The 20,057-nt window shown below is 41.2% G+C and carries 18 protein-coding genes; 11 read left to right on the top strand and 7 right to left on the bottom strand.

The features are described from left to right. Positions 1 to 11: 11 nt before the first annotated feature. A complete protein-coding gene (locus LY624_RS05305; protein WP_130151199.1) occupies positions 12 to 479 on the bottom strand; it encodes a hypothetical protein in 468 nt (155 codons plus the stop codon). Next, positions 476 to 763: an EF-hand domain-containing protein gene (locus LY624_RS05300; RefSeq protein WP_341804052.1), complete on the bottom strand. Its 288-nt coding sequence runs from the start codon at positions 761 to 763 to the stop codon at positions 476 to 478. The genes LY624_RS05305 and LY624_RS05300 overlap by 4 nt, the downstream gene beginning before the upstream one ends. Before the next feature lie 169 nt (positions 764 to 932). On the opposite strand from LY624_RS05300, the gene LY624_RS05295 reads away from it, so the two are divergent. From LY624_RS05295 to LY624_RS05280, 4 genes are all read left to right on the top strand, one after another. After that, complete coding sequence (locus LY624_RS05295) at positions 933 to 2,429, top strand: cryptochrome/deoxyribodipyrimidine photo-lyase family protein (RefSeq protein WP_341804051.1); 1,497 nt, start codon at positions 933 to 935, stop codon at positions 2,427 to 2,429. Next, positions 2,419 to 2,571: a DUF2256 domain-containing protein gene (locus LY624_RS05290; RefSeq protein ID WP_130151196.1), complete on the top strand. Its 153-nt coding sequence runs from the start codon at positions 2,419 to 2,421 to the stop codon at positions 2,569 to 2,571. The genes LY624_RS05295 and LY624_RS05290 overlap by 11 nt, the downstream gene beginning before the upstream one ends. A gap of 89 nt (positions 2,572 to 2,660) precedes the next feature. Continuing rightward, positions 2,661 to 3,089, top strand: a complete 429-nt coding sequence (locus LY624_RS05285; RefSeq protein ID WP_130151195.1) for an OsmC family protein — start codon at positions 2,661 to 2,663, stop codon at positions 3,087 to 3,089. Between the two features lie 215 nt (positions 3,090 to 3,304). Beyond that, a complete protein-coding gene (locus LY624_RS05280; protein ID WP_130151194.1) occupies positions 3,305 to 4,096 on the top strand; it encodes a putative porin in 792 nt (263 codons plus the stop codon). Positions 4,097 to 4,157: 61 nt separating this feature from the next. Here LY624_RS05280 and LY624_RS05275 read toward each other — a convergent pair whose 3' ends face one another. Further along, positions 4,158 to 5,648 carry a dipeptidase gene (locus LY624_RS05275; protein WP_341804050.1) on the bottom strand — a complete coding sequence of 497 codons (1,491 nt, stop codon included), beginning with the start codon at positions 5,646 to 5,648 and terminating at the stop codon, positions 4,158 to 4,160. A gap of 157 nt (positions 5,649 to 5,805) precedes the next feature. Here LY624_RS05275 and LY624_RS05270 point away from each other — a divergent pair, with 157 nt between their 5' ends. Beyond that, on the top strand, positions 5,806 to 5,952 hold the full coding sequence (locus LY624_RS05270; protein ID WP_130151192.1) for a DUF2986 domain-containing protein: 147 nt from the start codon (positions 5,806 to 5,808) through the stop codon (positions 5,950 to 5,952). A 245-nt stretch (positions 5,953 to 6,197) separates the two neighbouring features. Then, entirely contained in the window at positions 6,198 to 7,055 is an 858-nt protein-coding gene (locus LY624_RS05265; protein WP_130151191.1) for an AraC family transcriptional regulator, read from the top strand. 88 nt (positions 7,056 to 7,143) lie between these two features. Here LY624_RS05265 and LY624_RS05260 read toward each other — a convergent pair whose 3' ends face one another. Both LY624_RS05260 and LY624_RS05255 read right to left on the bottom strand, forming a co-directional pair. Then, on the bottom strand, positions 7,144 to 9,267 hold the full coding sequence (locus LY624_RS05260) for a TonB-dependent receptor (RefSeq protein WP_341804049.1): 2,124 nt from the start codon (positions 9,265 to 9,267) through the stop codon (positions 7,144 to 7,146). A 105-nt stretch (positions 9,268 to 9,372) separates the two neighbouring features. After that, positions 9,373 to 10,224 carry a universal stress protein gene (locus tag LY624_RS05255; protein ID WP_237119506.1) on the bottom strand — a complete coding sequence of 284 codons (852 nt, stop codon included), beginning with the start codon at positions 10,222 to 10,224 and terminating at the stop codon, positions 9,373 to 9,375. Positions 10,225 to 10,467: 243 nt separating this feature from the next. On the opposite strand from LY624_RS05255, the gene LY624_RS05250 reads away from it, so the two are divergent. Then, positions 10,468 to 11,658, top strand: coding sequence for an MFS transporter (locus tag LY624_RS05250; protein ID WP_130151188.1), 1,191 nt, complete (start codon positions 10,468 to 10,470; stop codon positions 11,656 to 11,658). A gap of 98 nt (positions 11,659 to 11,756) precedes the next feature. On the opposite strand, the gene LY624_RS05245 is transcribed toward LY624_RS05250, so the two are convergent. Both LY624_RS05245 and LY624_RS05240 read right to left on the bottom strand, forming a co-directional pair. Next, positions 11,757 to 11,948: a helix-turn-helix transcriptional regulator gene (locus LY624_RS05245; RefSeq protein WP_062570454.1), complete on the bottom strand. Its 192-nt coding sequence runs from the start codon at positions 11,946 to 11,948 to the stop codon at positions 11,757 to 11,759. Further along, positions 11,945 to 12,373 carry a hypothetical protein gene (locus LY624_RS05240; RefSeq protein WP_341804048.1) on the bottom strand — a complete coding sequence of 143 codons (429 nt, stop codon included), beginning with the start codon at positions 12,371 to 12,373 and terminating at the stop codon, positions 11,945 to 11,947. Before LY624_RS05240 ends, LY624_RS05245 begins: the two co-directional genes overlap by 4 nt. A gap of 225 nt (positions 12,374 to 12,598) precedes the next feature. Between LY624_RS05240 and LY624_RS05235 the strand changes: the two genes are divergently transcribed. From LY624_RS05235 to LY624_RS05220, 4 genes are all read left to right on the top strand, one after another. After that, positions 12,599 to 15,850, top strand: coding sequence for an nSTAND1 domain-containing NTPase (locus LY624_RS05235; RefSeq protein ID WP_341804047.1), 3,252 nt, complete (start codon positions 12,599 to 12,601; stop codon positions 15,848 to 15,850). A gap of 17 nt (positions 15,851 to 15,867) precedes the next feature. After that, complete coding sequence (locus LY624_RS05230) at positions 15,868 to 16,245, top strand: DP-EP family protein (protein WP_237119509.1); 378 nt, start codon at positions 15,868 to 15,870, stop codon at positions 16,243 to 16,245. Between the two features lie 155 nt (positions 16,246 to 16,400). Next, positions 16,401 to 17,381, top strand: a complete 981-nt coding sequence (locus LY624_RS05225) for a GGDEF domain-containing protein (RefSeq protein ID WP_445936734.1) — start codon at positions 16,401 to 16,403, stop codon at positions 17,379 to 17,381. 136 nt (positions 17,382 to 17,517) lie between these two features. After that, positions 17,518 to 20,037 carry a TonB-dependent receptor plug domain-containing protein gene (locus tag LY624_RS05220; protein ID WP_341804045.1) on the top strand — a complete coding sequence of 840 codons (2,520 nt, stop codon included), beginning with the start codon at positions 17,518 to 17,520 and terminating at the stop codon, positions 20,035 to 20,037. Positions 20,038 to 20,057: the final 20 nt, after the last annotated feature.

Below are 20,057 nucleotides of genomic sequence, written 5' to 3'. Positions count from 1 at the left end.
CGCTTTGTAATTTACGCTGTGACCGATAACAGCGAGTCACCTTCAGATAAACCAAACTTTTCTTGCACAGAGGCGAGTATCGCTTCTTTATCTTCTTCTCCAAGTTGATCAGAATATTCCGCTAACAATTCATCTAAATAACTGACAACTTCTTCGCTATTAACCTGCTCAAGTGAGTTACCACTTGGCGGCGGTGGTGGCGGACCAGGAGGACGTTCACCTTCAGGACGACCTAATTCACCAACTTCAGCGGCATCAAAGCCAGCTTCAGCCATAATTGCTTCCATTTCCTGACCCGGTTGAATACCCGCGTCCATAAATGTTTGCATAATTGATTGCGCGTCTTCTGTAGTTAAGTTTTCAGGGTCAAACTGGGCTAAGGTTTCATTCATTAGCTCTGTTTGTTCACTGGTTAACGGCTCTGCTTGAGGTCGTTGCATGGGCTGAAAATTCGCACCCGATGAAACACTGTTGATCATCGTTGATTTTCCTTACGTTTTGGTGGTTTGTGGTTATTAAACTCGTCTTCAGTTACTTCACCATTTTGATCAGCATCCATGTCATTAAAAATGGTTTGCAGCATATCTTCTGGCATAGACTGTTCACTAAACTCAGTAAAATCAATTACTCCATTACCATCAGTATCAATAGTCGTAAAGTCAGGTCGCTGGGGAGGACCGCCTTGATGATCGCGAGCAAAGCAAGCGGGCGCTGTGGCTAACAACGAAATAGCTAAAACAGAAAGTACAGATAATTGCTTCATAGCGAACCTTTTATGTCATTCAATTAACCGTAAGCATAATCTGAATACCATTCAAAAGTGTGTGGGCAATATGCTACAAATATGGAAACTTTGTGGATCACATAAGTAATTAATCGAAGTTGTGGCTTTTTACGTACAAAGGGCAAGGCAATTTTCCAACCTAACTATTATGGCAAGCTCAGAAAAACAAAAAGTGAATCTTGTTTGGTTCAAACGTGACCTAAGACTGTCTGATCATCAACCACTTGCCACCGCGATTGCATCAGACCTGCCTTGCTTACTTATTTATAATTTTGAGCCGCTGTTACTCGAAGACCCCCATTACAGCTTAAGGCACTGGCGTTTTGTCGCTCAGTCTCTCAAAGACATCAACCAGCAACTCGAAAAATACAAGGCTGAAATCGCAATTTATAACCAAGAAATGGTTACATTACTGGAAATGCTAAGTGATGAGTTTGATATTGCAGGGGTTTATAGTCATCAAGAAATAGGTCTTTACAACACTTTTGAGCGAGATAGACAGGTAAAACTCTGGTTAAATAACAAAGCAATCCCATGGCATGAAACCCCGCTTGGTGCTGTTATAAGAGCGCGACCAAAACAATTTGATTGGCAAGCTCATTGGCACAGCGTGATGAACCAACCGCTTGTGACGCCAGATTGGCACAACTTTAAAACCGTTTTACCTAAAAATTATCAAGTTGCTAAATACACTGAGCGCTTTTCAGAACAAGATGAAAAGTTTCAATATGGCGGCCCTCATGCTGCCAGAGCCTGTTTACAAAGCTTTATTGAACAACGTGCTAAGGGCTATCAAAGCGGTATCTCAAGCCCATCAAAAAGTAGAGAATCTTGCTCTCGCCTTTCACCCTATTTAGCTTGGGGGAACCTAAGCCTTCGGCAAGTTTATCAGACCCTAAAGTACTATTTAGCAAAGCAGCCTCTAAGCTGGCGTCGCTCATTACATGCATTTGAATCAAGGCTGCATTGGCATTGCCACTTTATGCAAAAGTTTGAAAGCCAGTGCGGTATGGAGTTTTCACCTCAAAACCCTGCTTACCTGCATTATCCTTACCGAGATGATGAACTTGTTACAGAGCACTTAAAACGCTTTGAACAAGGTCAAACTGGTATCCCTATTATCGATGCATGTATGCGTTGCTTGGCAGCAACAGGCTATATAAACTTTCGAATGCGTGCCATGTTAGTGAGTTTTATGACCCATCATATGAACATTCATTGGCACCCTGTCAGTTTAATTCTATCGCGTTATTTTTTAGATTTTGAACCTGGAATTCATTACCCACAAATCCAAATGCAAGCGTCAGTTACAGGGACCAACACCATTCGCTTGTATAACCCAATAAAACAATCTGAGGACAAAGATGTAGAGGGTATGTTTATTAAAACCTGGTGTCCTGAACTTAAAAGTTTACCCATAGAAGATCTTCATCAGCCATGGCTACAGCCACCGATGGAAGCCCTCTTTAATGACTTTAAACTCGGCGAAGACTACCCAGAGCCCATGGTCGATTTAGAGCAAGCAGCAAAACAAGCTCGGGACCGATTATGGTCTTTTAGAGAACGCGATGATGTGAAACAGGGTGCAAAAGTTGTGCTTCAAAAACACGTTAAAAGCCTTAAAAGGCAACGCCATGGCTCATAAAAAGCTTAACTTACCGAGCAAAACTTGCCCTGTCTGCAAGCGGCCTTTTATGTGGCGTAAAAAATGGCAGCGAGATTGGGAAAATGTAAAATATTGTTCAGAGCGCTGCAAGCGTGAAGCCAAGCGAAAAATTGGCGTTTAAGTTGCAACTTCTTTACTGAATCATACTTTTCGGCCTACTACTCTGAAATCATTTCACACTAGCCGAAATTATTTACAAAGGAGATGACGATGACGATTAAAAAAACGGCTCATACAAACTGGTCTGGCGATATCAAATCAGGCAAGGGTAAAATCAGTACACAAAGTGGCGCGTTAGATAACCAACCTTTTGGTTTCAACACCCGCTTTGAAGACAAGCCAGGCACCAATCCAGAAGAACTCATTGCTGCGGCACATAGCAGCTGCTTTAGCATGGCATTATCACTGGCGTTAACCGACGCTGATTTTGTAGCTGATGATATTACAACCAAGGCAACTGTTAGCCTTGACGAAGTAGATGATGGCTTTGAAGTAAGCCACATTGCACTTGATGTTAGTGCCAAAATTGAAGGCATCTCAGAGGAAAAATTTAACCAGTTGTGCCAACAAACCAAGCAAGGCTGCCCTATTTCTAAATTAATGAATGCAGAAATATCGCTAACAGCTCAGCTCAATTAAAATAAAATAGCCACCTTCTAACCAAGGTGGCTTTTGTTAATAAATCACGCGACATAAAGTCGCGACTACGATTTGTTTTGAGCCTTTTTATATCTACTTCGAAATTAACTCTACTCGTGTACTTCTAACACTTTATTACAATACATTAACCAACTTGTTGTACTATGTACCTGAAAGTCAAAGTACTTGAAAATCAAAATACAACAAGGATATGTATGTTTAAACAACTAGCCCCCATTGCACTTGCAACACTCGCCTATTCAAGCTGCTCATTAGCAACAGAGCAACAAGTGAGTAAGCAGTGGTTCAACAGTATTGATTACACTTACCTCGAGCATGACGATTATAACTCTGATGGCTACCAATTAGTAAGCCATTACTACTTTGAAGAGCAGCAAAGCTCTGGAGTACTCGATGATTATGGCTACCTCGATACAGACTCAAACATACGAGTAAATTACTTTAATGCTGATAACAATGATTACCTGGGTATGTTTGGTGAAGGGTTTTACAAAAACTGGTTTGTTACAGGTGAAATTTACGATGTTGATGATGCAGATAACTATACAGTCGGTGTAGGCTACTTATTTGCAGATGCATTAAAAGTTTCTGTAAATAAAAATGAGCGTGAGTATGGTGATGATTATTGGCGTCTAAAAGCCCAGTATAACCACCAAATCAATGAGAAAGATTATCTAGGCTTTACAGCTGAAACAGATGATGAACTCGACTATTGGAACATCTCTGCCAGATACTTTAATCATTTAAGCGGTAGTCAATATATTACTGTTGATGTCGGTCACCAAGACAGTGTTTATGACTCTGCAAGCAATGCCATGTTAAGCTACTATTTTGGTAATCACTATGCCATAGGTGCAGGTATTGATGATTCTGAGTTAGTTTTACAAGGTAAGTACTTTTTTAACGACCAATACTATGTAACTGCTAATTACACTGAAAGAGGCTCTGGAGAGCTCTATAATATTAGGTTTGTTGCTCAGTTCTAGTCAAAAACTCTAAATGAAAACGCCACTTTTAAAGTGGCGTTTTACATTTTAAACATTGCTATTACATGTTACCAAGCTGCATCATCATCGCTGTATACATTTTTAAGTTAAGCGCAAGCTGCTCTTCGGTAATAAACTCATGCTCTGAATGGCCAGTGTATTTTTTACCAGGCATTGATGGACCAAACGAAACCGCATTATCAAATAGCTTTGCATTTGTGCCGCCACCGATTGACACAAACCCTGCGTCTTGGTCACCGCTAAAGTGCTTGAAGATATCAAGTAGTGCTTGTGCATGCGGAGCGCCATCTAACAACATTGGTGTGCCAATCACGATATCCGTGTCTTTTAAAGTCACATTATTACGTGACTGCCATTTACTCAATGCTTCATTAATTTGCTGCTTGAGCACAGCTTCTTCTTTACCTACAGGGCGGCGCATATTAACAGACAATTTAATATCATTACCTTGGCGAGTAAGCACTGTTGGCGACACTGTCATCGGGCCCATAAAATCATGCTCGTAACCAATATCACCAAATTGTGCACCATATAAATCAAGGCCAATTAACTGGTTAATAAACTCAATTGCTTGACCATCACTGTTGTTCTCAAGATCAACCCCTTTAAACACCTCAGCTAAGTGGGCAATGGCATTTTCACCTGACTCAGGCTCAGAGGAATGTGCTGAAGTACCCTTCACTTGCACTAATAAACCGCTTGCTTGCTCTTTAATCGCTACTTTTACGTTTTTAAGTTTCGCTACATTGTCGTGTAATTTAGCCACTGTTGCCGCGTCTGCATTATGTACGAGTACACTCGCATCTTCAGGGATTTGACTAACAAAAGCTCCCCCTTTTAAATCACTCACATATAAACTTGTTTGCGCTGACGTTGCAGAAAAAGTCGGCGCAATTAAGCTCCAGCCTTTTTCAGCTACAACCACTGGGTATGACGCATCAATGGTTACAGCATATTTTGGTTGCTGGTAAGTTTTCATAAACTCTTGTAATGGTGCCCAATCAGACTCTTCTGCAAGGTAAACCATAAGCTCAATACGGTTATTTAAAGTAATACCGTTATCTTTAATCGCCTTCATCGCATGAAGCGCAGTCGCAATCGCTCCTTTGTCGTCTTCAGTACCGCGAGCGATAAGCTTGCCAGGCTCTGAGGTTTTATCCATTTTAAATGGGCTTTGTTGCCATTTACTGGCATCAGCAGGTTGTACATCTCCATGAGTGACAATCGTTACTTTGTCTTTTTGATCACCCATACCTATCAGAACGGTGTAACCTAAATCTTGATAATCAAAGCCAAACTGCGCCGCTTTCATTTTTAAAAACGACTTAAAACCAATAAAGTCTGGGTTATCTGGTGTTGCAAGGCCTTCTTTGTTTACCGTAGGATAAGAGACCAAATTTCCAAGGGTATGTATTTGCGCTTGTTGATACTGTTTTACCGCATAATTAGCCAGTTTTTCACTTTGCTCAGACACGGCTGCCTGACTAGAAAATGCACTTAATAAAAGTGCTGCAAGTAATGAATGTTTCAAGATAAGCTCCAGAGTTTTAAAGGTTTTTAGAGAGTACGTTTTAATTGTAACGGTTATAGCCCTGACATGAAATCTCTTATTTAAGCAAAATATGTCGGCTTAAAATTAATTACAAGGTACAATGTCGGCTCACCCCATTTTATTGTTTGTTGACCCCATGAATCGTAGAAAAAAGATCTTCACTAAACTTAAACAAAAAGATAAACGCGCCAATGAGAAACTGCATAAAAGCAATAAACCTGCTTATATCTCAAAAGCAGAACGCGAAAAGCGAGCACAGCAAGAAGCTGAACAAGAAAGTTAAAAAGTTATCGTAGGCGCGATTTTACATCGCGCAATATACGAAATAAATTCCCCCATATCATACGTAGGCGTCACGCTTGCTTGGCGCGTTTTAAAGACCACGCAAAACATAAACTTTCCTTCGCGCGAAATAAATTTCACGCCTACAATTGGTGAATGTTAAACAAAATGCGCAATTTCAATCAGGTAGGTACTTTTAGGTGATGGCACACTGGCCTCACTTCTGAAAAGCATTAAAGAATAACCATGAAAACGAAGCAACAACAACGTATTGAGCTGGCCTGTGATTATATAAGCCAACATCTCGATGAGCCCCTATCACTGGAAAAGTTAAGTGAGGTGGCGTGTTGCTCAAAATACCATTTTCATCGTTTATTTGTTGCTGGTGTAGGCATAAGCATCACAAAGTACACGCAACTTGCTCGCTTAAAACGCGCCTCATTTCGGCTCGCGTTTGAGCAGCAAATAAAAATTATCGACATCGCTCTAGAGGCACAATTCGATAGCCCTGAAGCATTTAGCCGTGCTTTTAAGCGCACTTTTACGCAGTCGCCCAGCGAGTTCAGAAGCAAACCAAACTGGCCTAATTGGCACACACAGTTTGAATTTTCATTACCTGACAAAAAGGTTTGCCCTATGAATGTAAACATTGTTGATTTTAAAGCACAACCGGTGGCGTTACTTACGCACCAAGGTTCTGCGAATACACTTATGAATACCGCCGCAAAATTTATTGAGTGGCGTAAAGAATCTGGTTTTTCACCCGTTAAAACCAGTCGCACTTACGGGATCCCGTATAGCGACCCTGCCACAACTGAAGATCATGCATTTCGTTTTGACTTTGCCGGCAGTATCACACACCCTATAACAGAAAACCCGCAAGGTGTGCGAAGTGGTGAAATTCCAGCAGGTCGCTGCGCAGTTGTGCGCCACAAGGGTTCTCACGATACTATTAGCGATACGGTTTACTACTTGTATCGTGAGTGGCTAGTGCAAAGTGGTGAAGAAGTCCGTGATTTCCCGTGTTTCTTTCATTACCTCAACCTCATCCATGAAGTTGATGAATGCGACTTGCAAACAGATATTTATTTGCCGATTAAGTAACACGAGGCGTGTAAGCAGATTGTAGGCGCGATTTTACATCGCGCAACACGCGAATAAATTTCATGCCTACAAATACAAAGCCTCTTCCCTAAAACCGATAACTAATGCTGGCATTATACGAACGGCCTTGCCCTGCAACCTGCTCAAAACCCGCGCTCATATCTTGCTTGTAATTAGCAATACTCACCCCACCGAGTGGCTGTTGGTAGTATTCATTAAGTAAGTTAGTAATTGCCAACTTAAAGGTTAAATTTTGCCAGGTTTTCTGACTTGAGATAGCCAATAATTGATAGCTGTCGGTTTTATTTTCTAAACGACGCTCATCAACATTGGTTTTACTATCAACCCACTGCCAGCTCAATGCGTTTTGCCAACCTTTGTATTCGTGCTCCAAACTCAGCTTAGTGTTTAGTGGCATGATTTGGTATAAGTCTTCATTACTATCATCACGTTCGCCATGACTACTGGTTAATGAGCCTTTTAATTGCCACTTTCCTGCTTGCTTTGAATTATGAAGCTCAACTAATCCAGCAAGTTTAGCACCATAAAGTGTGGCATCTAGATTCGTAAACGTCAGAATATTGCGTTTTGTATGCACCATGTCAGTGCGGTTAAAGCTTTTAGTCACCTCAGCATCAATGTAATCACTTACTTGTGTGTACCAGATGTTTGCTGTTATTTGCCAGCTATCGTCTTTAGCGAGCTTAGTGTAGCTAGCGCTCAAAGTATGAGCCGTTTCGGCTTCTAAATCTGGGTTACCAATATAGCCGTTACCATCACCAAACCAACCGATCATCGTGGTTGCCATCGTACCAACACCCCAGCTATAACGCTCATATAAATTGGGCGCACGGTTTTTGCGTGCAAGGCCAAATTGCAGCTCATCGTTGTTAGTTAATTGGTAGCGCGCAAGTAGGCTCATATCAACTAAAGTGTCGTCACGTTTACGGTCTAATTGGTTAAATTCCATCGCCGCTTGCGCATCGGTTTTCGACATATCCATCATCGAGCCCATATGACCCATGCCGCCTTCATTATAAGCTTGTACTTCGCCAGTATCTGTAGTTACTTGCTCAACACGCACACCTGCCGATAACCACCAAGCTTGGTTTACTTGATTTTGATACTCAGCAAATGCCCCTAGGCGATCGCGTTTTCCTTCATTGATATTAATGTATTCGTTCGGACCCATCATCATTGACCCTGCAACCGCAGGCCACCAATCATCAATACGGTAATTATAATATTCGTGCCCTAGCATTAATGATGATTGCTTTGATAAGTCAGTGCGCCAATGTACTTGATAACTGTAGTCTTTAGCATCTGTATTCATTGGCATCATGCCTGTTTTTTCTGCACTAAAAAAACCCATTTCGTGCTTCACATCATGATAGTTCACTTGCACATGTAAATGACTGTCTGCAAGTTCGCGCTGATACTGAGCAACTAATCCGTAACTGGTGTTATCGGTCATATCCATGTATTGATTGGGAAAGCCTTGGTAGGGAATTTTTTGATGGCTTAATTTAACTACAAGCTGCTGCTTGTCATCACGGATAGCACCCGTTAAGGCATGATTTTGCACACGGTATAAAGTATCGAGTACGCGATCACCATGACCATCATCATAGCTATTGGCATCTTCAAAGCTGCCTTGATAAGACAAGCTAAACTGTTTACTTGCAAGGCTTGCACCTAGGCCATACGCTTGGCTGTCGTTAACACTTTTGTACTGAGCGGTAACATAACCTGTACGCCAATTGAGTGAATCTGTATCACTAAACTCGGGGGCAATCGTATTTACCCTAATAACACCAGCAATATTATCGCCACCACTGCTCACCGGCGACACACCAGCAACCACGCTGTAAGACGAAATTTGATTCGCCGACACATAAGATAATGGCGGGTTCATTTGATTAGCACACGCCGCAGTGACATCAGCACCATCAACGAGTACTTTAACTCTATCGCCCATCATGCCATTCATAACAGGTAAGTTAGACACCCCACCTGCCGCTGAAAAATCAACGCCTAAATCAGATAACAATGAATCGGCAGAGCCAACGAGTTGATGATTATTTTGGGCACGACCTTGTACTTCGATTACTTCAATCGAATCATCAGCAAAAACAGAAATACTTAAAACACAGCTAAGTGCTGCTGCAATTTTAGAAAATGAAAAACCTAGACGAGAGAATTGCGTGTTCATAACTCTTTAAAAATAAGATAGTTAATTAATGAGTAGATTATAAAACTCATTAATTAGTCTGAACACGCGACATATTGTCGCACCCAGTGCGCAGGGGTCAGAATATTAGCGCAGCACCACCAAAGGGATCCGGCTATCTTCGAGCATTTTTAGTGTCGTGCTGCCTAAAAAGAATTGTCGCCATTTAGAGTGTCCAAATGCGCCCATCACCATTAAGTCAACGGCGTGATCACTTTTATAACGCCATAACGCCTCGTATACATCACCATCAAGCATACGGGTTCTAACATTAAAACCATGCTCAACCAGCCTTGCCGAGGCTGTATCTAGCTTGTCTTGGCATTGACCGTCTTGTTTATCAACCATCACTAAATGGCAATCTAACCCTGTTAAAATCCCCCCGTTAATAATCTGTGTTATTGCTTTGTCTGTATGTTCGCTACCATCATAGGCAAGCATAAAATTAGTTGGCTCATGAAAGTGTGGCGGCACAATCGCAACGGGTGTATGCACTTGGCGAATTAAAGTTTCGATATGTGAGCCTAATACTTTAAAGTCATCATAGTGGCCCTTGCCAGAACGGCCAATAATCATCACCCTTGCATCGTCTTCATTATCAAGTAAAGCGTCCACTAAACTCATAGAAAACTGCTGATGCTCAACCGCAGTCATTCCTGCATGTTGTGCTTTTTTTACCGCCTCTTCAAGTAGCAGCTTGCCATGCTCAGAGGCCATTTTGTTGCGTTCAACTTCCAGTTTTGTCAATTGCTCAAGTAAGGACGTTTGCGACCCTAAACCAATAATCGCGGTTAGGTCATCGCGGCCTTGTGGCAAGGGAGGCTCTAACGCATGTAAAAAGTTAATTGGGTAATCAGTACGCTTGGCTATCCAAATAGCAGCTTCTGTCACTGCACTGGTCATACATGAACCATCGATACAGGCGAATATCTTTTTCATTATGCTCTCCTTCAAACCAAGCCAGTAAAACCAAGTATAGTCGGCTTTTTATATGTATTTATTTTGAACAGCAAAGACTTAAGAAGTTCAGCTTAATTTCTTATAACAAACAAATGTAGAACGTTCCAAAAAGTACTATATCAGTGTGGTTAATTTGTATTACAATAGCAATGGGCACACATCTCATACCAGAACAGCCTGCCTGTTGCTGGCATTTTCAAAATCAATTTTTAAAGGATCTCCATGACTACCGTAGCCAATAATCAAGGCAACGTAAGCACGTTTACCATTCTGATAGTACTGGCTTTGGGCACGTTTATTTTAGGCTTGTCTGAATTTTCTATGATGCCAATGCTGCCCCTTATCAGCGAAACATTTTCATCAACCCCAGCACAAAGCGGGTATGCCATTAGTGCCTATGCAATTGGTGTCGTTGTGGGTGCACCGCTTTTTATGATCACCACAGCAAATATGCGTAAACGTAATGCGCTCTTAATGTTTGTCAGTATGATGTTTTTATTTAATGGCTTAAGCGCTTTTGCAAACTCACTCGAACAACTGATTTTATTTCGTTTTTTGAGTGGCTTACCACATGGTGCATACTTTGCCGCGGCTATTTTACTCGCCGCCGACATTGCCCCTGCCGACAAACGCGCAAGCTTTATGTCAAAAGTATTTATGGGCTTAACCATTGCAACAATTGTCGGTGTGCCTATGGTTACCCTGGTTGGGCAAAACTTTAGTTGGCGTTATTGCCTAGCAGGTACTGCGTTACTCGCTTTAGTGGCTTTGGTACTCATTGTTAAGTACGTACCTAACGTAAAAAATACGACACCCACGTCGATTTTAGATGAACTCAGTGTGCTTAAAAACAAGCTGGTGTGGACGATTCTAGGTATCATTATTATTGGTTTTGGTGGCGTATTTTGTGTTTACACCTACATAGCCGACACTATTTTAGTGGTGACTCACACACCAGCTTACACGATTTCTATTGCCATGATTATGTTTGGAATTGGCTGTACTTTAGGGAACTATATACTGGGTAAAGCCGCCGACCGCTCGCCATTAAAAACCACTGGGGCAGCGCTAATTGGTGCTGTTGTATTTGCAGCCAGTTATGTAAGCGCCAGCCACAATATTTGGCTGTTATATGCGGTTATTTTCTTTATTGGCTTTAGCGTTGGTTTAGGTACTGTGATCCAATCGCTGTTAATGGATGTATCACCACAAGGCCATGCAATGATAGGCGCACTCGTGCAATGTGCGTTTAATACAGCCAACGCCATTGGTCCTTGGCTTGGTGGTATGGCGATTGCCGAAGGCGCACTGCCAAGCCAAACAGGCTATGTATCTGCAGCACTCTTTTTGGGTGGCTTTTTAATGTGGTCATTAAGCGCGATACAAATGAAAAAGCTACGAGTCGAAAGTTAGCAAAAATGTAGCTGCGATTTTATATCGTCCAGAGAAATGGCGTTTAACAAGAATGCTTTAACATTCGCTGTTAAACGCCACCTACTGCTTGCACACCTTTATTCATCCTGAAATATCTCTTCGATACTCAAGTTAAACAAACGTGCGGCCTTAAATGCTAGTGGCAAACTTGGGTCAAATTTACCTTTTTCGATGGCATTCACTGTTTGCCTTGATACATCAAGTAACTCAGCTAATTTTGCTTGAGTGTAATTATGCTCAGCACGCAGCACTTTCAAGCGGTTTTTCATGCTTCATCCTCGTCATTCAACTGCTTATTCATAACTAAAATGCACACTAAATAGGTCAAGCCCATAAACAAAACTAAATGTGATATATCTTCGTTAAAATGCACTAATCCGCTCGATTGTAACAACGAATAGGCTAACCCAAATACCAAGCTTGCACCTAGCGTGATCCCCATGGCGTTGAGTTGTACCCGTTGCTGTAATTCATCCATGCCCTGAAGTTGTCGCTTGTTTGCTAAAATCATCATCACGCCAACAAGTGCATTTATAACGATTGCAGCAACAGTTATCACCGTTTGATCTTGCCATAAAAAATGCGGCCCAAACGAAGCAATAGCAAGCGTTAGCAACCACGCTACCGTCCACTTAGCTAGGTTTAAGGTATTTTGCTTATTGCGCTGTTTAAATGTTAATCCTGTTTGATTCATTATTCTCACCTTAAAAGTAAAGTTAACTTGACTAAAGATTAAACTACAAAAACAAAAAGTCAAACAAACTTTACAAAAAGTTTTATAAACACGACATATAAAGAATTTTTTAGTTTCAAAAAAGACAACAGACTTGCTGTTAAACTCATAATATTGTATTAATCTAGAATTACCTGAACAGAATCTGAATCTGTCCATCCGATAATAATAAAAAGAAGATAAACTATGAGTACGGCGCTGTTTTTTGTTGGCGAATGGCAAGTTACCCCAAGCACAAATTCAATACGACGTGGTGAACAAGTCAAACATCTTGAACCAAAAGCGATGGATGTATTATTGCTGTTGTGCGAAAAACAGGGTGAACTGTTAACCAGCGAAGAAATTATCAGCCACTGCTGGCCAAATGTAGCGCTTGGCGATAACCCACTACACAAGGTAATAACGCAGCTTCGTAAAGCATTTGACGATAAAGCCAGTAGCCCGCAGTACATCGAAACCATTCGTAAGCGTGGTTACCGCGTGATTGCCAATATAAACTTCCCCCTTGATGAAGAGCAAAAAGCCAGCCAAACAGCTTGGCAAGGTGACTCGCCTTTTGTCGGGTTAAGTGCTTTTTCGCCTGATCAAGCAGGGGTGTTTTTTGGTCGCAACAAGCAAATAGAAACCTTATTACAGCGAGTATCTGCACAGATTCAATATGGCCGTGCCTTTTGTTTAATTTTAGGTTCGAGTGGTTCAGGAAAGTCATCCCTTGTAAACGCGGGTGTATTACCTGCCTTAATGAATACCAGTGGCTATGATGGCATACGTGTTCATAGTTACTGCCAACTAGACTTTGCCGATGTAAATAAAGACCGCTTATTGCTCGATTTAGCCTCTACCCTACTCGATTTAGAAATAAACGATGCCCCCGTGCTCAGTGATATGAGTGCTGAGACACTGTGCGAGTTATTAACCTCACAGCCAGAGCATATTATTAGTCGCTGCAAAGCTGCACTGGCTGAGCTTAATAATGAACACACCAAACCCTACTTATTTTTATTTATTGACCGCTTAGAAGTCTTATTATCGTCACCTTTATTCACAAATGACGAACGCAGTCAGTTTTTAAAACTCATAGAATGCTTAGCAACCAGTGACTGTATAATCATTTTTAGCGCTTGTCGTAATGATTTTTACCCACAAGTGGTGAGTCAACCAAGTTTAATGGCAGGTAAAGCCAATGGCGCACATTTTGATTTATTAGCACCCACACGCTCAGAGCTAAAGCAAATGATCCGCTTGCCTGCACTTGCAGCGGGTTTAAGTTGGCAAACACACCCAGAACATCACACCCCCCTTGATGAGCAGCTGTGTAACGACACCGCCAATAACCCTGATGCACTGCCTATGCTGCAATACACTTTACAGCAGCTGTATTTGCAACGCAGCCCAGACAACGAACTGCTATTTTCTGAGTACCAAGCCCTAGGCACTATCGAAGGAGCGATTGGCCAAAAAGCCGAGCAGGTATTTTGCCAATTACCCAATGAGCAACAAGCAGAACTTGCCGTTGTGCTTTCAAGGCTTATCACGCTAAACCCAGACGGTGAAACACTCACCAGCCGCGCTGCACGTTGGAGCGAGCTTACAAACCCCGCACAAACTAAGCTTGTGCAAGCCATGGTCGACAGCCGTTTGTTTGTATCGCACCTTAAAAATGAACAAGCTTGTTTTAGCCTTGCCCACGAAGCACTGCTGCGCCATTGGCAGCGCGCTATCGATTGGGTAGCTGTGCATCAACAAAGCTTAGCGATAAAAAGCCGCGTACAACTTGCCACCGAGCGATGGCTGCTTGAGCACAAACACACCGACTTTCTACTAGCGCAAGGTAAACCCTTACAAGAAGCACATAGCCTTGTTAATAACCCTATGTTTAGCTTGTCGAACGATGAACTTGCTTTAATAAAAGCCTCGAATAAAAAAGCAAAACGTAAAAAACGTGTGTTACAAATCACGGCAGCAACACTTGTGTGCTTAACCTTTATTGCCACATTTATGAGCGTGCGCAGCTACCATGCAGAACAAGTAGCAAAACAAAAACGCCAAGAAGCTGAGAGTTTACTGGGTTTTATGGTCGGTGAATTTGCCGACAAACTCAGAAGCGTTAAGCGCATGGATTTACTGGATGGTATTAGCAATAAGGCTCTTGAGTATTTTTCCAATCAAGACGAAGAAGCAGCGTCATTGTTTGATTTTAGTGATAAACAAGCTCAGTTTAATAACCGCTTTCAGTACGCTCAAACCTTAGAGGCCATGGGCGAAGTGGCCTACTCGCGCGGCAAAACCGACGAAGCCTTCACCGCCTTTGAAAATGCCCGTGTTCGACTAGAGTCTTTACTAAAAATTCAACCCAATAACCTTGATTTACTGATGCTCGCAGGTGCCAATGCTTTTTGGCTTGGGCAATTACATTATGATAACAGCGACTACAATGCGACCGAACCTTGGTTTAAACGGTATCAAGAATACAGCGAGCAAATGTACACGTTAGCCCCCAATGACTTTAACTCAATTATGGAGTTATCTTATTCTTACAACTCGTTAGGCTCATTGTATTTAAAGCAATTTAACTACATGCAAGCAAAACAGAGTTTTACCCAATCCTTAGAACTCAAAAACAGAGCACTAGAGCTAAAACCTGATGATAAAAATTTATTAAGAGACAAGGCTGATACTATTAGCTGGTTAGCTAGTACAGAAGAACATTTAGGTAACTTTCACGAAGCATTAAGTATGTACGATAGCGCTTCAAATGAACTCGAAAGTATGCTTGAAAGCTTTCCTAATGATGCGAGCATCCTAAGCGATGTTTCTAATACATATATTCAGCAAAGCTACCTTCTTGGCTACCTTCCAGACAAAACTTTAGCACTTTTCAAAGCTCAATTCGCATCTGAAAAAGCACATCAAGCTTTGTTACAAGATCCTAGAAATAAGAAGTTTCAAATGTCGTACTATCGCTCTCTTGCATTTCACTTATTGCTGAAGGGTGCTGAAGATATTAATGTAGAGAGTGAAATCATTAACTTCATATCAGCAAGAAAACTTAATGATATAGAATCTATAAACATCATGATAAATATCATAAGTTACTTAATTAAAATTAATAAAAAAAAGAAGGCCACCCATCTTTTATACGAGCTAAGAAACGACAAAACCGCATTAGCAAAGATATTTAATAGTAAAAGCATAGAAAGCATCATTACAAAAGTCAGGTTAAACCTATTAATTTCCACTCTTTCTGACGGAGAAACAAAAAAAATAGAAACATGCAAAAAATCTATTAATTCAATATTAAAAATTTCAAAAAAAACAGAGAGCATAAAATTAAACTACCCACTTATAAAAGTGTACATATGCTCCAAAGAGAAAGAAAAAGCGAAAAATATAGCAGAAAAGTTAAAAAACATTGGCATAAACAACTTTAAACTATAAGAAAACAAAGGAAGAACATGAGCGAAAATAAGATATATAATTTTTCAGTTAAAATTATTTTAGATAACAAAGGTAGTGCTATTTTTTCTTACTACCAAGGTGGTAAAGAAGTTTCAGGTGGTGGCACCGTCAATGAAAGAAATAGCTTAGGCATCTATACCCTTGATAAAGAAACACTAGACGAAGGCTTCTTATTTACTGGTGCCAAATTTAGTAATAAAGAGGGAAACTGTAAGAATGATTTTAGTTACATTATCAATGATGGAGGCAAATCAATTAGTATCTACGATACTGACGAAAATGAGGGTATCGTATGTATGATTTTTATAGCAGAAAAAGCTGGGACGAATTATGAAAGCACAGACCCCCAAGTAAAGAACGATAAAGAACTTTAAATTCCATACGGAAAATTAGTTTAGGCTCCACTCTTGGAGCCTTTAAAAACAACAACTTAAAACCAGAAGGTTACCAGAAGGTTTATTTGCACTTTTTTAAGTAACTTTATAGACACCAAAAACGTTTGCATTGGCAAAAAGGAACGAGAGTGTCTATTTCCAACAACAAAAATAAACAAACAAGCAAAATCACAAACCACGCTGAGGCTGCGTTACCTAACTCTATAAACTCAGATCAGCTCGCTTTAGTTGCACAGATGTTTCAACACATGGCTGAGGGTGTTTTTATCATCAATGGTCAAGGTACGTTTGAATTTGCCAACCCGATGGCTGCGCAACTTTTTGGTGATAATCAAGAGGCGTTAATTGGTCAAAACCTATTACATTACCTGCACGATACCGACCGCGATAAATACATGTATACACTACTAAGCTGGTTAGATCATAAAGACTCACCAATTAGTTTAGGGCCGAATGAGGTTAAAATTAATCGTGCCGACAATAAAACCCTTGATGCTGATTTATGTATATCAAGCTTACCTAAAAATATCGCTATTGCAGATAACTTATTTATTTGCGTTTTACATGATTTATCATCACATAAAGAGCAGTATAATCGCTTAATAAAACAAGCCACAACCGATCACTTAACAGGCCTTGCAAACCGCCTTACATTAGAAGAGTCATTAAAAAAACATTGGCAAGAAAGTGTGCAAACAAATCAAGCTATTAGCACTATATTAATTGATATTGATTATTTTAAACTATTTAACGATCGGTTCGGTCATGTTAAAGGCGATAAGTGCTTACAAAAAGTAGCGAGTATAATTGCAGAATTACTGCCCTCTCATGACTGTTTAGCAGCCCGTTATGGTGGTGAAGAATTTGCCGTTATATTACCAAGATGTCAAAAAGACACAGCCGCAGCAATTGCAAAACATATTCAAATTAAAATCAATACAATGTCATTTACAGATATAGGTTTACCCAGTGATTTTAGAATAAGTGTAAGCCAAGGCATTGCGTGTGAATTTAATAACCAATACCGTACATCAGAGGCGTTAGTTTGCGCAGCCGATACCGCGTTGTACCGTGCCAAAACAGAGGGACGCAACAAGATCAGCATTAGCGCGTAAACACATAATTAACAACGTAAAAAACTAATTAACAAGTCGCGTTAGTTACACATATACTATACTTTTATGTTATTTGTTTGTTCCCATTATGCGTTTTACACTGCGCTAAAATAGATAAGTCAGATGGGAATCAATAATGGCATTATTCAACAAATTACCTTTGCAACTTGCAATCGCAAGTACGCTTGCTGCATCAGTGACTGCAATCGCTGCTGAGCAACCTGCTGAAAATACAGCAAAAGATATTGAAGTTATTTCAGTGACGGGCACACGTCGTAGTTTACGTAGCTTGTCAGAAAGTACTGTTCCGGTTGATTTATTAACAAGCCGCGACTTAGCAAGCACAGGTCAGCTTGAAATTAGCCAAGTACTTGCCTCTCAGTTGCCTAGTTTTAACTACCCAAGTGCAACCCTTGCCGATGGCACTGACCATGCAAAACCTGCCGTATTACGTGGCCTTGCACCTGATCACACTCTGGTATTAGTCAACGGTAAACGCCGTCATGCGGGTGCACTATTAAACTTAGGTGGCACAGTGGGCCGTGGTTCAACGGCGGTTGATTTAAATAATATTCCTACCTCAGCAATTAAACGCGTAGAAGTACTGCGTGATGGCGCTGCCGCGCAATATGGTTCTGACGCCATTGCTGGTGTAATTAACATTGTACTAAAAGATGCCGACGAAGGCGGTAGTGTAAGCTACACCTATGGTGAGTACGACACACAAATGGCAGGCTCGCCACAATTATTAGGCACAAGCGCAGATAGCGAAGGCAACTTAAGCTTTGCAAAAGGTGCTGACCGCAAGTTAAACGATGGTATTTCGCGCACCGCAAGCGCTAATGCGGGTTTCTCATTTGCAGATAATGGCTTTATTAATATTTCAATTGAATCACGTAATAACGAGCCAACTAACCGCTCAGGTATTGACCAGCGTGAACAATATAGCCGCGATGCAAACGGTAACCTAGATCCACGTGAATTCGACTTTGACCGCTATAATCACCGTTTTGGTAAAGCCGATATTGAAGATATCGCCCTATTCTATAACCTAGGTTATGAGTTTAACGACACGTTATCGCTGTATTCATTTGCTAGTTACTCAAACCGTAAAGGTAATTCGGCTGGTTTTTACCGCCGTGCGAAAGACTCTCGTAACTTACCTGACGTATATCCTGACGGTTTCTTGCCACAAATTGATACCGACGTAGATGACTACTCATTTGCTATTGGCCTTAACGGCGAAACCAATGAGTGGACATGGGATCTAAGCAGCAACTATGGTCGTAATGACTTTGGTTTAGGTGTTAGCAACAGTTTAAACACGTCAATGGGCGTAAATAGCCCAACTGAGTTTGATAACGGTGCGCTTGTGTACGAGCAATACTTAGTTAACATGGATGCCAGCAACACGCTTGATTTAGGCTTACCTGACGATGTGTTTGTTACCATTGGTGCAGAGTATCGCCACGAAAACTACCAAATTAAAGCAGGTGAAACAGCCTCTTATATCACGGTACTTGATGATGCAGGCAACCCTGTTGCTGCCGGTGGTGCACAAGTTTTAGCAGGCTTTTCACCTGACAGTGCAACTGATGAAAGCCGCCATAATGTCGCTGTATTTGCTGAGTTTGATACCTACCTCACAAGCGACTGGAATGTGGTTCTTGCTGGCCGCTTTGAAGATTACAGTGACTTTGGTAGTACTTTTACATCAAAACTGGCTTCTCGTTACAGCGTAAATGAATCATTGTCTCTGCGTGGTGCAATTAGTACTGGGTTTAGAGCACCATCACTTGCACAAACGTCTTACAAATCGGTAAGCACGGTATTTGAAAATGGTATTCCAAGTGAAGTTGGTTTGTTCCCTGTTGATGAACCTGCGGCACGCGCACTGGGTGCTCGTGACCTTGATGCAGAAGAATCAGTCAACATGACTGCGGGCTTTATTTTTACGCAAGGTAACTTTAGCTTAACGCTTGATGCATATCGTATCGACATTGATGACCGTATTGTGTTGTCTGAAAACTTAAGTGGCCCTGCCGTAGAAGCTATTTTAGCCGGGGCCGGTGAGCAAAATACTCAAAGCGTTCGCTACTTTACCAATGCCATTGATTCACGTACGCAAGGTGTTGATATTGTTGCAACCTATTCATTAGGGCTTGAGAACTACGGTGACTTACGCTTAAGTGCAGCCGTTAACTTTAATGACACCGAAGTCACTCATGTTAAAGAAAATCCTGCTGAGCTTGAAGCCCTTGGTGATAGCTACGAATACTTTGCGCGTCGTGAAATTACTCGCTTCGAAGAAGGCACGCCAGCAAATAAGTGGAACTTGTCTGCAACATGGGACGTTGAAAACTTCCAAACAACACTTCGCGCCACGCGTTACGGCGAAGTGGTGGATACATCAAGCACACCAGAAGGTGATGAAGTCATTGATGCAAAATGGATCACTGATTTAGAGGTGGCATACCGCCCATCTGCACAATGGAAATTTGCTGTTGGCGCAAACAACTTATTTGATCAGTACCCACAAGATACTGTAAGCAACATAGGTTACAGCGACTTTAATCAAATTTTCACTTATAGTGCGTTTACACCTTATAGTTTAGATGGCCGTTTCATCTACGGTAACATCACTTATAACTTCTAAAAAATAGGGCGTGAAAGCAA

It is taken from the genome of Pseudoalteromonas sp. N1230-9 (assembly GCF_032716425.1).
Taxonomy (GTDB): Bacteria; Pseudomonadota; Gammaproteobacteria; order Enterobacterales; family Alteromonadaceae; genus Pseudoalteromonas.
The sequence above is the reverse complement of the archived record's forward strand: the minus strand, read 5'-3'. Positions and strand labels throughout refer to the sequence as shown.